We start from the raw sequence: 12,654 nt of genomic DNA, 5'->3' as shown, positions 1-12,654 counted from the left end.
GGATTGATAAGTTATGCTCCAGATATTTAATGACCAGGCACTTTCTCATGTAAAAACCGCATTTCGCCGCACTTCAATAGACTTGTCAAAGCTATTGTTAGCAGCTTTATTATTGGAAGGAGTTCTGCAAGTTATTGCTCCTGAGTACGCGAATAACGTGTTCGATCGCGAATTTACAGGCGGCCATCCCATCGCCATGAGCAGTGCGGGAAATCGCGGCCCGCTGCTGCCCATCCAGAAAGCTCCCGGCGAAGTGCGAATTCTCGGCATGGGGGATTCCACAACATTTGGGACTGGGATTGCAGCAGAAGATACTTGGCCAGCTCAACTAGCAACTGTTTTCCAGAAAAATGGTGCCAAGGCAACCTATCTCAACAGCGCGATAGAAGGTGTTACCCTCAAAGAAATTAACTATGTTTATCGCAACCAGTGGTCTGCCTACAAACCAGATGTAGTAGTGCTAGCAGTAGACAACAACATGGTATCGATGACGTGGTTTCGCCGGGAGGACAAAGCTGTACCGAAAAACCCCTATCTAGAGCCTGCCCCTGAATCCAAACTGGAAAATTTGAAAAACGGATTAAAACAAGTTACTCGCGTCTTAGCTTCTCCTTCCTGGCTCAGAATCAACTCCCAAAAAGGCTTGTATTTGTTGGGTTTATCCAATAACAACATCAAGCCGGAAGTTCCTTTGGGCGCAACGCTAGCCTCTGGCTGGAAGCAGGCTAATCTGCCTCCAGATCTCCCTGAACGCGCTTGGAAGCAGTTTGAAACAGATTTGAGTGTACTCCGGGACTCGATTGCTGCTGACGGTCGATCGTTGGTTGTACTTTATTTGCCGGCTCGTTTTATGGCTTTTGACGGGTTTTCTGACAATGAGCAGCAAGTGCCCAAAAATCGGTTGACTATTGACGCGGGGAAGCGACTGGGGGAAATTAGTCAGTCACTGGGTGTGCGCTATCTCGATGCTACTGAACCAGTCCGCCGCGGTAGGGCGGAAATTGCCCAAAAAGAAGGTCGTTCTGCTCCGATGTACATTAAGTTTGATAGTGTCCACCTTGACAAAGACGGCAATCAAGCTGTTGCAGAAGACTTGTTCGGGCTCCTTAGCAAATCTGAAAAAGCTCGATAAAATCTGTCTTTAGTGTTGATATCATGTCCGGTCGATCGCTATAACAAAAATGATTTGTAGTGCGGACTTTAGTCCGCTTTCATGTTGCGGACTGAAGTCCGCACTACGAACCCTAGTTTTAGCGTCGGCGCGGGGTCGGAAGCCGAATATCGCTCTTTTGCGGTTGCGGTTTTTCTTGCAGCTTCATGGTCAAACTAACCCGCTTTAACTTCTCATTAACCTCCAAAACCCGCACTTTCACAACTTGTCCGACTTTGACAATCTGGTTTGGATCGTCCACGAAGCGATCGGCTAATTGAGAAACATGAACCAAACCATCTTGGTGGACTCCCACATCAACAAACGCTCCAAAGTTAGCTACATTAGTGATGATGCCTTCCAATTCCATCCCAACTAGCAAGTCAGAGATTTCGTTAATTCCGGCTTGGAAAGTGGCATATTTAAACTCAGCCCGCGGGTCTCTTCCCGGCTTTTCTAGTTCCGAAATAATGTCTCGGAGTGTCGGTTCTCCGACTTTTTCTGTCACATATTTTTTAATATCTACAGTCTTGACTTTTTCCGATATTTGTGTTATTTCGGTCAGCGGCAAACTTAAATCTTTGGCGATCGCCTGCACAACCGGATAACTTTCGGGATGAACTGCTGTATTGTCCAGGGGGTTTTCGCCGCCACGAATGCGGAGAAATCCGGCTGCTTGTTCAAAAGCTTTCGGGCCGAGTTTTGGAACTTTTAGCAGTTGGCGACGATTTTTAAACGCGCCGTTTTCGTTGCGGTAATTAACAATATTTTTGGCAACTGTTGCTGTCATTCCCGATACAAAAGTCAGCAGTTCTTTCGAGGCTGTGTTTAAGTCAACTCCGACATAGTTAACGCAGCTTTCGACTGTTTCGTCGAGTTTCTTTTTGAGCAGTTTTTGGTCAACGTCGTGCTGGTATTGACCGACTCCGATGGATTTCGGGTCAATTTTCACAAGTTCGGCTAAAGGGTCTTGCAAGCGCCGTCCGATGCTGACTGCGCCGCGGACGGTGATGTCGAGGTCTGGAAATTCGGCGATCGCCACATCACTCGCTGAATAAATCGATGCGCCGGATTCGTTCACCATGACTTTAATCGGTTTTCTGTCCATATCTGCTAAAACTTCCGACACAAACTCGTCTGTTTCGCGGGAAGCTGTACCGTTGCCGATCGCAATTAATTCAATTTTATATTTTTCCAGCAAATGCTTGACAATTTTACCAGCTTGCTGTCTTTGACCGACCGCCTGGTGCGGGAAAATTGCTTGATATTCCAAAAACTGCCCAGTTTCGTCGAGGGCGGAAACTTTGCACCCGGTGCGAAATCCCGGATCGATCGCCAATGTGGGTTTCATTCCCGCCGGCGCCGACAGCAGCAACTCGCGGAGGTTGGTTTCAAAGGTAGCGATGGACTCGATGTCAGCGATGGCTTTGTTGTGCGATCGCACTTCCGTAATCAGCGAAGTCTTCATCAGTCGGTTGAAAGCATCCTTCAAGGTCGATCGATAAAACTCCTTAACTGCTGCTATCTTAGTTCTAATTTCCTGAGACTCCAAATAAGCCATCACCGCCGACTCATCAAAGGCTAAATCTAAATCTAAAACCCCCTCCGTTTCCCCGCGAAACAGCGCTAACATATTGTGCGACTGAACATTTTTCGCAGCAACTTGGTAATTGCGGTACATTTCAAATTTAGTGCTTCCTTCCGGGAAATCCTCTTTAATTTTCGAGACAAAAACCCCAGTTTTCATCAAAAAATCTCGCAAATAAGCTCGGTATTCAGCTTGTTCTGAAACCGCCTCCGCCAAAATATCCCCAGCACCTTTAAGAGCCTCTTCAGCAGTTTTTACGCCCTTTTCTTCCGATACATATTTGTTAGCTTCCGCTGCGATATCGGCAGGTTGAGCCGTTGGCAAGTTCAGACACTTAATAAAAATTGCCAGCGGTTCCAAACCTTTTTCTCTAGCAATTGTCGCCCGCGTCCGCCGCTTCGGTTTGTAAGGCAGATAAAGGTCTTCGAGTTCATTTTTTTGCAAGCAAGACTCAATTTTCGCTTGCAATTCTGCCGTGAGTTTGTCCTGGGAGGCGATCGTATCTAAAATTGACTTTTTGCGGTCTTCGATTTCCGTCAAATAGGTAAAGCGATCGGAGATATCCCGCAAATGAATTTCGTTTAGTGAATCGGTACGTTCTTTGCGGTAGCGGGCAATAAACGGAATAGTTGCGCCCTCGGCGAAAAGTTCCAGAGCATTATTGACTTGGGAGAGATTGATGGAAAGTTCTTGAGCAATCAGTTGAGGAATGTTGAGCATAGTGCAAATTTTAGAGTCAATTGCTGGCGGTTACTCAATTATTTATGAGTTGCGCTAATTAAGAGGGAAATGAACCGCAGAGGCGCAGAGGACACAGAGGAGGAAATGAGATGAATAAGACTTTGAGAGAGAGTTTTATCTGTGATCATAGCACTGTTACAATGATGTTAGCATAAATGCAGTCTTTTCTCAATATTATATGTTGCCTTTTAGATATCCAGTGCCGCAAAGCGATCCGCCGCGATCGCCCAGAGAAACGCTACCGACAATGTACGATTTGCCTAGCGAAGACCCGGAGGAACCTGGTTTGCCTGACGAATTTCACGATTTGCAGCCGCAGTTATTAACCCTGGCGTTTCGCCCTCCGAATTATCAGGCTTCGGAGATATTTAGCGGCACCGACATGAACCTGTATTATGACGTGCAGCACACTCTGTGGCACAAGCGCCCGGATTGGTTTGGAGTGGTGGGAGTTCCCCGACTTTACAATCGATCCGAACTACGGATGAGTTACGTTACTTGGCAGGAAGGCGTGAATCCTTTTGTAATCGTGGAACTGCTTTCGCCGGGAACAGAAAAAGAAGATTTAGGTGCAAATATCGATGAGGAAAGGTTGCCAACCCAGTCGAATGTTACCACTAACGGGCAAGTTTTACAGCCTGAAATAAATGATAAACCGCCGAGTAAATGGGAGGTTTACGAGCAAATTTTGCGGGTTCCTGTTTATGCTGTTTTCAGCCGCTATACTAACAGGTTGCGAGTGTTTGCATTGAATGCCGGACGCTATCAAGAATTAGAATTGTCTGACTCGCGAGTGTGGATTGCTGACCTAAGTTTGGGGTTGGGTTTGTGGCAAGGGGAGTTTCAGGGAATCGATCGCCTGTGGTTACGCTGGTATGATGTTGATGGCAATTGGATTCTGACTGAGGCGGAACAGCAACGGCAGCGGGCCGAGTCAGCGGAATCTAGGGCTGAGTCAGCGGAATCTCAATTGCAGTCTGTAATTCAGCGGCTGCGGGAATCTGGCATCGATCCCGATCGATTTTTAAACAGACAAGACGGCGGTTGAAACCGCGTCTACACAAACGAAGTCCACCTCCGTGGACTGAAGAAGATAACGTAATTTTAACCCGCGAAGGTGGGTTTTGTGTGTATAGCAGCGGTTTCAACCGCCCGGTTTTCTTGTTTATTACTGGCACTATTTGCGGTCAATTCGTCCGCATAAGGCGACTGATGCAAATAAGCTTTACCCGCAGAACCAAAAAGTTGTAGTTTGCCAGAAATCACCGATCGCATAGCATCGATCGCCTTTTGCATCACTTCCAACAAATCCGGGTCAGACAAAGAACTGCTAGTTTTCAAAACATCCATATAAGCATCGCGAACTTCCGTATTTACATTAAACTTAGACACACCTAATTTAATAGATTGATTAATCATTGATTCCGGCAAACCGCTAGCACCGTGCAACACTAACGGCACCGAAACTGAAGCACGAATTTTTGCCAAACGCGGAAAATCGAGTTTTGGTTCGCTGAAATATTTACCGTGAACGTTGCCAATTGTTACCGCTAAAAAATCCACCTTAGTTGCTGCAATAAACTCTACAGCTTCAACTGGATCGGTCATCTTTGCGGCTTTTTCTTCAATTGTCAAACCATCCTCCGTGCCGCTAATTCTGCCGATTTCCGCTTCAACTACCGCACCGTTAGCGTGCGATAATGTAGTCATTTCGCGCGTAAATATTAAGTTTTGTTCGTAGGACAAAGGAGAACCGTCTGCCATGATTGACTTGATGCCGGCGGCGAGGGCGAGGTGAATGTCCTTTTCTGAGGTGCTGTGATCTAAGTGTACTGCGATCGGCACTAAAGACTTCCGTGCTGCTTCCATGCAAAGCGCGACTAAAGGCGATTTTCCGTACTTAAGCGCGCTGGGGTGAAGTTGCAGCATCGCAGGACTTTGCAGCGCTTCAGCGGCATCAATCACGGCTTTTACTCCTTCGAGGTTGTACACATTAAAAGCGCCGATCGCATAAGCATTTCTCCGGGCCGTGTTCAGCAATTCGCTAGTTGAGGCGAGCATAAGTACCTGGCATAAAAAATTTTCAGAAGGAAGAAGGAAGAAGGAAGAAGGAAGAAGAAAGAAGGAAGAAGGAAGAAGGAAGAAGGAAGAAGGAAGAAGGAAGAAGGAAGAAGGAAGAAGGAAGAAGGAAGAAGGAATCCGTAGGGTGCGTCGCTATCGACAATCCCTAAACAAACATCGACAATCTCACAGCGACGCACCTTATACAATAGTTATTGTTGGGTGCGTCAGGGCTGAATAACTTGACAAAAAACCAATAATTCTCCCCCTGACGCATCCTACATTTAGCTACACTTTGTATGCGAATTCTTTGGTAATGTGCGCGCTGCACACCTACGAATTCATTTACTATTTTTGTGCATTACCAGCGTGCAAACCGCACTCTTTCATTGTCGATTCTTCCCACCACCAACGACCTTCGCGTTCGTGTTGGTTTGGCAATACTGGTTTCGTACAAGGTTCGCAACCAATGCTGACAAAACCGCGTTCATGCAGCTTGTTGTAAGGCACATCCAAAGCGCGAATGTAATCCCAAACCTCTGCCGAAGACCAGTTTGCCAAGGGGTTAAATTTAATTAACTCATGATCCGGAGTTGAGAATCCACCGTCAACTTCAATCACCGGAATACCGTTGCGGGTACTGGGACTTTGGTCTTTGCGCTGACCGGTAATCCAAGCATCGAGAGTATTCAGTTTGCGGCGAAGCGGCTTGACTTTTCGCACACCACAGCATTCTTTGTGACCGTCTTGATAAAAACTAAACAATCCCTTTTCTTCTACTAGGGCTTGTACTTCTGCTGCATCGGGAAACATTACTTCTAGTTTAATGCCGTAATGTTTTCTGACTTGATCCAAAAACTGATAGGTTTCTGAGTGCAATCGTCCGGTGTCTAGCGTAAAAACGCGGAAGTTTTTCGTAATTTTTGATGCCATATCAATCAGAACTACATCTTCGGCACCGCTGAAAGAAATTGAGATATTGTCAAAATTGTCTAGGGCAAATTTGATAATTTCTCGCGGTGTTTTTTGACTGTATTCTGCTTCTAGGGTGGCAATGTTGAGATTTCTCTGGATGGCAACCATATTTTCGCGCGATCGGTGTTCTTTTCTCTAACCCTCGATTATAGCCGATCGCAGTATCTATCTCACAGATGAATTTTACTGCATCTTGCGACAGTCTTTTCGGCTGGGCCCACGATCGAACTCAAGAATGGCGATCGCCCGTTTGTCGCAATTTGGGTCAACCCAAAACTCCTCTACCGGGGAAAATTGGACTAAGCTGTTCTACATTTAAATTGTGTGTGAAAAATCAATCAAACACTCTTGTGGTACGTTGCTCCGACGCCGTACCGAATATGTAATTTAAATGCGCGACAGCTTACCCATTTAAACCGACTGCTACATCAACATTGAATTCTGAGCCGGAGAAAAAACCTACTTGAAAATTAAATTGGCGCCTGACTTCTAATAAAATAGGTGCGATAATTAATTCGGCGCGAGCCTTTTCGGTATTAATTGCAGTGGCTAAAGACACATTTTCATTTAAGGTTGTTTGCAAATAGGAACTTGCCGGCAATTCTGGGATATCCGCAAACAAATTTAAGGGTTCCTCTACTGTTAAATTAAACGATTTTCTAACTTTGGCTATGGTTGTGAAATTACTGTATGCCATAGGTTATACCATTTGAAATTGTCGATTTGGGAATGACTTATGACATAAGGGTTAGGAGCTTTCCTGGGGTTGCATTTTTTTTTTGAAATGCTATAATTTCCTCTATTATTATTGCACGAATTAATCGGTTTTTTTTGACAAAAATCTCTCGCGAGTGCGCGATCGCTCATAATTGAAAAACCAGGTTGATTCGATCGCCCGCGCATAGCTCCTGTGATTGTAATATTTTACACAATTTTCGATTTGAAGGGAAGGCACCACTGGGAAAACTAGCTGGCGTTGCGTGTTATTCTCTCTTTCGGCAGAAGTCAATTCAGCTTGTCCGTGCCGTAGTAGCTAGCGCGCTTTCAAAAGCGAAGGACAAAAGGGCGATCGCCCGACCTGACAATCTCCCTCCCAGGTAGCATAGACTAAATTGGTAAATTGTTATTAAATTTAATTGTACGCGACAACAACTCGAAAATGAAGAGACATTGCCAACACTACCTACGGCAACAACCCTGTCTCGCGTAGCAAATTTTACAGTAGATAAAACTAGAAGGTTTGTGATGAGAATTGCCCAAATTGCCCCCCTATTCGAGCGAGTTCCGCCCCCAGCTTACGGAGGAATTGAACTGGTGGTCAGCCTCTTGACTGAAGAATTAGTCAGAAGGGGACATGAAGTCACCTTATTTGCCTCCGGCGATTCAATTACTTCGGCTAATTTAGAATCAGTTCACCCCAGAGCGTTGCGTCTAGATTCCACTGTTAAAGAATACGGCATTTACGATATGATGCAACTGAGCAAAGTATATGGAAAAGCCGGAGAATTCGACATCATTCACTCCCACGTAGGCTGCGCAGCTTTGTCTTACTCGCACTTAGTAAAAACGCCCACAGTTCACACCCTCCACGGCATTTTTACCCCAGACAACGAGAAGATGTTTAGCTTGGCCCGCACTCAGCCCTATGTAAGCATTTCCAACTCTCAGCGAGAAGATAGATTAAATCTAAACTGCGTCGCCACAGTCTATAACGGCATCGATCCGGGAACCTACGAATTTCACCCGCAGCCGGACAATCCTCCTTATTTAGCTTTTCTCGGTCGAATTTCATCGGAAAAAGGGGCGCATTTAGCCATACAAATTGCTAAGGCTTCCGGCTGGCATTTAAAGATGGCAGGCAAAGTTGATGTTGTCGATCGCGAATATTTCGAGCAAGAAATCAAGCCGCACATCGACGGCGAACAAATAGAATATTTAGGCGAAGCCAACCACGCTCAAAAAAGCGTGCTGATGGGCGGTGCAGTAGCGACATTATTTCCCATTACTTGGCGCGAACCTTTCGGGTTAGTTATGATTGAGTCAATGGTAACGGGAACGCCCGTGATTGCCATGAAATTAGGCTCGACTCCAGAAGTAATTGTTCACGGAAAAACAGGTTTTCTGTGCGAAAGCGTGGCAGAATGTATAGCTGCTATCGAACCTTCCCGGCAACTAGATCGCAGCGCTTGCCGCCAACACGCAGTCGATCACTTCAGCGTTAAAACAATGGTCGATGGCTATGAAGCAGTTTACCGACAAATTTTAAAAGAGCGCTTTTCCCAAAACGGTCATGCGCATCATTTGACAGAATTAGAACTGCACAGCAGATAGCTGCGCGAGGACAAGTTAAACGCACGGCGGCTTTAGTCATTCAAAATTTACGTACAACATTTAAAAAGCTGGGTTTTTTACTAAAAAGCCCGGTTTTTACCTGAGTTTAATTGTGATTTTAGTTGTGGTAAAGCCAGGATCAAACTCTCAGCAGCAGTAATAAGTACATGGCAGTGGCGTGTCCATACAGAATTTCATTTGATTGAAAACAGCAATATTAGTTGAGTAGATATTCTGCTGATTTTCTCCTAATCGCTTCAATTTTTGGGGGGATTAGGAGAAAAATTAAATTTATTTGATTAATTTAACTGTTAGTTGGCAGCAGGCGAAAAAAATGGTATGATGCCAAGAGTGAAGTATTACATCAGGGCGGTTCATATTTAAATGTAATGTCAAAAGTCAAGAGTCAAAAGATCTAGAAAGTTAAACTTTTGAAAAGATGGGAAGCCACTTTTAGTAACAATGATTGATACATATGAACTAGAAGGAAAAATATTTGTCGCCGCTGCCGAGGCACCTATAACTGAGTGGCCTTGCGCGATCGCCGATCGACCTCAACCAACACTCACCCTCAAAGACGACGATTTATTTCTGATTACCGACACCCTCGGCAACATCTCAGGCTGCTTAAAAGACGACAGCGTGGCCAGCCTCGGATTGTTTTGCCACGACACGCGCTTCCTCAGCCGCCTAGAATTGCAAATCGAAGGGCGATCGCCAATTTTGCTCAGCAGCAATACCGAAAAAGGCTACCTGCAAACAGTGTTGTGTTCAAATCCCTGCATTGACGATCGCATCCGCGCCGAAACCATAGGCATCAAGCGAGAAATGGTGCTCAACGGCGGTTTGTTTGAAGAAATAGAAATCACCAACTTCACCACAAAACCAGTAAGCTTTGAAATCAGTCTCAGCTTCAACTCAGATTTCTTAGACTTATTTGAAGTCCGGGGTTACGGGCGCTCCAAGCGCGGCACAATCCTGCGCCCGGTACTCGAAAAAACCAACGGATTATCCCAGGGTTCTACAGCCGAAAAACCAGCCCTTCTCGCTAACGAGAACGCCAATAGCGACGAAAATCAGGCAGCCGAAAACCCAAATTTGCCAATTTCGGCATCAGAAACAAACCCGATCGATCGATCGGCGATCGCCCAATATCCATCCTGCCACCTCCAAGACAATTTAACCCTTGCCTACCAAGGTTTAGACGGTTTGGTGATGGAATCTCGCATCGAGTTTTACAGCCAACCGCCAGCAATGCTTCAGGGAAACACAGCAGTGTGGGGCATCTCCCTAGAATCCCACCAAACAATCAAATTGGGATATCGGCTCAAAATGCTGATAGACGGCAAATCCATCTCCCAAGTCAGCACTCCCGCAACTTTAACTCAAGCCAAAGCAGCAGAACTTTTAGAAGAGCGAGAATGGCTGAGCGAAATTACCCGAATCAAATCGGGGGAAAACACCTTTAACCGACTTCTCAAATGTGCCGAACAAGACATTTATTCCCTGCGGCAAACCTTTGGTAAAGGCAAAGCAATTTCAGCCGGAGTTCCCTGGTTTTCAACATTATTCGGCCGCGACTCGATCATCGCTGCTTCTCAGATCTTAATTCTCGATCCAACTTTAGCCCGAGAAACCCTGACAACTTTAGCTCACTATCAAGGCAAAAATGACGATGATTGGCGCGACGAAGAACCGGGCAAAATATTGCACGAAATTCGCATGGGAGAAATGGCTCGCTGTCAGGAAATCCCCCACACTCCCTATTATGGAACAGTGGATGCAACGCCGCTGTGGTTGATGCTTTACGCTGAATATTATGCCTGGACTTACGACAGCCAAACTTTAGATCTTTTGTGGCCAAATGCCTTGGCAGCGATGGAATGGATCGATCGCAAATGTGCCGCAACAGGCTACCTTAGCTATTACAAAAAATCCCAGCGCGGCTTAGCAAATCAAGGCTGGAAAGATTCAGGGGATTGCATCGTCAACCGCGACGGCGTAATGGCAGAAGGATCGATCGCCCTTTGCGAAGTCCAAGCCTATGTTTACGCTGCCAAAACCAGGCTGGCAGGGATTGCCCGCATCAAGAAACGCATCGATTTAGTCGATCGCTGGGAAGAAGAAGCAAAAGACCTGAAAACCCGATTCAACCGTGATTTTTGGATCGAAGACTTAGGTTATTGCGCCCTAGCATTAGACGGCGAAGGCAAACCCGCAGACAGCATTTCATCTAATCCCGGACACTGTTTGCACCTCGGCATTTTGTCGCGAGAAAAAGCTCGCAGCGTAGCAGAAAGATTGCAAGCTCCAGATATGTTTAGCGGTTGGGGAATTCGCACCCTATCCTCAAAATCTCCCGCCTACAACCCCATCGGCTACCACACAGGCTCAGTCTGGCCACACGACAACGCTTTAACAGCTATGGGATTGCGATCGCTAGGCCGCGTCGAACAAGCCCTAGAAGTAGCTCAAGGCTTATTTGACATGACATTGCTGCAACCCTACGAGCGTCCCCCCGAACTTTTTTGCGGCTACGAGCGCAACAGCGAGAGCGATCGCCCCGTGCAGTATCCTGTAGCTTGCTCGCCCCAAGCTTGGGCAACCGGCAGTATTTTTCAACTCTTGCAAATGATGTTAAATCTAGTTCCTGATGCCCCTAACAACCAACTGCGAATTATCGATCCAGCCTTGCCAGAATCCATTAATAAATTGTCGCTAAACAACTTAAGGATCGGCTCAACTTTGCTGGATCTGGAATTTGAGCGATCGGGTTCTTCAACCGCTTGTCGGGTGATGAAAAAACGCGGTAATTTACGAGTAATTATCGAAGCTTAAATTGAAGAAATTGGGAATTAGAAATTCCCAATTTTCAATCTCCTCAAAATCGGCTAATATCAATTTAATGTGAAGTTGCACATATCTCGATCCCCCTAAATCCCCCTTAAAAAGGGGGACTTTGATCGCAATCTTGTCCCCCCCTTATTAAGCTATGCTAGGGGGGATCTAATTCTATGCACCCTCATAAAAAATCGGCTAAATCCGTTATACAATCCGTTGTCTAACTTCCCTCTTCCCTTGGGCCATGCGATCGGCTATATTATATTTAGAAGTGCATTTATTTGTTTGCTGGCGTGGCGCAGTCAAACAGCCGTAGGGAAGCGGGGCAAAAGCCATCGCACCACAAGCTTCTGAATCAAGATTGTCAGCAGTCAATAACAGCAAGGAAGTGTGGAATTATGTCAAAAATTTTAGTAGTGGACGACGTTCCCAGCGAACTGGAAATCATCTGCCGCATTCTTCAAAATGCTGGAATGCAGGTGATCCGGGCTGGCGACGGCGAAGAAGCGATCGCCCTGATCCGAAAAGTGCCCCCGGCTCTGGTCGTTTTAGACGTAGTGATGCCACGTATGAACGGATTTGAAGTGATCAGAGAATTGCGGGGCGATCGCGCAACTGCACACTTACCAGTAGTATTTTGTACTCATAAAAACACTGATATCGACAAAGCCTGGGGAACCGATTTAGGCGCAGATGCTTACGTCAGCAAACCCTTTGAACCTCAGCAACTCGTCAATATCGTACAGCGCTTGCTTTCAGCGTAAACAAAATATATCTCTTCTCAAGAGTGGGAATTGGGAATTGGGAATTGGGAATTGGGAATTGGGAATTGGGAATTGGGAATTGGGAATTGGGAATTGGGAATTGGGAATTGGGAATTGGGAATTGGGAATTGGGAATTGGGAATTGGGAATTGGGAATTGGGAATTGGGAATTGGGAATTGGGAATTGGGAATTGGGAATTGGG

General features: G+C 46.0%; 13 protein-coding genes. 8 read left to right on the top strand and 5 right to left on the bottom strand.

Translation table 11 applies throughout. The features are described from left to right. Positions 1-13 precede the first annotated feature (13 nt). Positions 14-1,132, top strand: coding sequence for an SGNH/GDSL hydrolase family protein (locus QUB66_RS24240; protein ID WP_265234621.1), 1,119 nt, complete (start codon positions 14-16; stop codon positions 1,130-1,132). A gap of 118 nt (positions 1,133-1,250) precedes the next feature. On the opposite strand, the gene QUB66_RS24235 is transcribed toward QUB66_RS24240, so the two are convergent. Next, the gene (locus tag QUB66_RS24235) at positions 1,251-3,458 is read right to left on the bottom strand and encodes a Tex family protein (RefSeq protein WP_332969995.1); all 2,208 of its coding nucleotides are present in this window, start codon (positions 3,456-3,458) and stop codon (positions 1,251-1,253) included. 199 nt (positions 3,459-3,657) lie between these two features. On the opposite strand from QUB66_RS24235, the gene QUB66_RS24230 reads away from it, so the two are divergent. Next, the gene (locus QUB66_RS24230) at positions 3,658-4,527 is read left to right on the top strand and encodes a Uma2 family endonuclease (RefSeq protein ID WP_332969994.1); all 870 of its coding nucleotides are present in this window, start codon (positions 3,658-3,660) and stop codon (positions 4,525-4,527) included. A 56-nt stretch (positions 4,528-4,583) separates the two neighbouring features. Here the strand turns inward: QUB66_RS24230 and QUB66_RS24225 are convergent, their stop codons facing one another. Further along, positions 4,584-5,540, bottom strand: a complete 957-nt coding sequence (locus QUB66_RS24225; protein ID WP_265234623.1) for a class II fructose-bisphosphate aldolase — start codon at positions 5,538-5,540, stop codon at positions 4,584-4,586. Between QUB66_RS24225 and QUB66_RS24220 the strand changes: the two genes are divergently transcribed. Further along, positions 5,509-5,781: a hypothetical protein gene (locus QUB66_RS24220; protein ID WP_265234624.1), complete on the top strand. Its 273-nt coding sequence runs from the start codon at positions 5,509-5,511 to the stop codon at positions 5,779-5,781. The two genes, QUB66_RS24225 and QUB66_RS24220, sit on opposite strands and share 32 nt — an antisense overlap. A 107-nt stretch (positions 5,782-5,888) precedes the next feature. On the opposite strand, the gene QUB66_RS24215 is transcribed toward QUB66_RS24220, so the two are convergent. Further along, on the bottom strand, positions 5,889-6,623 hold the full coding sequence (locus QUB66_RS24215) for a phosphoadenylyl-sulfate reductase (protein ID WP_265234625.1): 735 nt from the start codon (positions 6,621-6,623) through the stop codon (positions 5,889-5,891). 68 nt (positions 6,624-6,691) lie between these two features. Here QUB66_RS24215 and QUB66_RS24210 point away from each other — a divergent pair, with 68 nt between their 5' ends. After that, a complete protein-coding gene (locus tag QUB66_RS24210; protein WP_265234626.1) occupies positions 6,692-6,901 on the top strand; it encodes a hypothetical protein in 210 nt (69 codons plus the stop codon). Between the two features lie 17 nt (positions 6,902-6,918). Here QUB66_RS24210 and QUB66_RS24205 read toward each other — a convergent pair whose 3' ends face one another. Further along, a complete protein-coding gene (locus QUB66_RS24205; protein WP_332969993.1) occupies positions 6,919-7,212 on the bottom strand; it encodes a hypothetical protein in 294 nt (97 codons plus the stop codon). A 473-nt stretch (positions 7,213-7,685) separates the two neighbouring features. Between QUB66_RS24205 and QUB66_RS24200 the strand changes: the two genes are divergently transcribed. Both QUB66_RS24200 and QUB66_RS24195 read left to right on the top strand, forming a co-directional pair. Next, complete coding sequence (locus QUB66_RS24200) at positions 7,686-8,846, top strand: glycosyltransferase family 4 protein (protein ID WP_321161584.1); 1,161 nt, start codon at positions 7,686-7,688, stop codon at positions 8,844-8,846. Positions 8,847-9,308: 462 nt separating this feature from the next. After that, a complete protein-coding gene (locus QUB66_RS24195) occupies positions 9,309-11,684 on the top strand; it encodes an amylo-alpha-1,6-glucosidase (protein ID WP_265234628.1) in 2,376 nt (791 codons plus the stop codon). Between the two features lie 207 nt (positions 11,685-11,891). On the opposite strand, the gene QUB66_RS24190 is transcribed toward QUB66_RS24195, so the two are convergent. Further along, positions 11,892-12,071 carry a hypothetical protein gene (locus QUB66_RS24190; RefSeq protein ID WP_332969992.1) on the bottom strand — a complete coding sequence of 60 codons (180 nt, stop codon included), beginning with the start codon at positions 12,069-12,071 and terminating at the stop codon, positions 11,892-11,894. A gap of 14 nt (positions 12,072-12,085) precedes the next feature. On the opposite strand from QUB66_RS24190, the gene QUB66_RS24185 reads away from it, so the two are divergent. Next, positions 12,086-12,451: a response regulator transcription factor gene (locus tag QUB66_RS24185; RefSeq protein WP_265234630.1), complete on the top strand. Its 366-nt coding sequence runs from the start codon at positions 12,086-12,088 to the stop codon at positions 12,449-12,451. A gap of 23 nt (positions 12,452-12,474) precedes the next feature. Beyond that, positions 12,475-12,654: hypothetical protein (locus QUB66_RS24180; protein WP_442923479.1), on the top strand; the 180-nt coding region annotated here is incomplete at its 3' end.

Source organism: Microcoleus sp. A2-C3 (assembly GCF_036706065.1).
Lineage (GTDB): Bacteria > Cyanobacteriota > Cyanobacteriia > Cyanobacteriales > Microcoleaceae > Microcoleus.
Note: the sequence above shows the minus strand (reverse complement) of the source record. Positions and strands in the feature narration are given on the sequence as shown.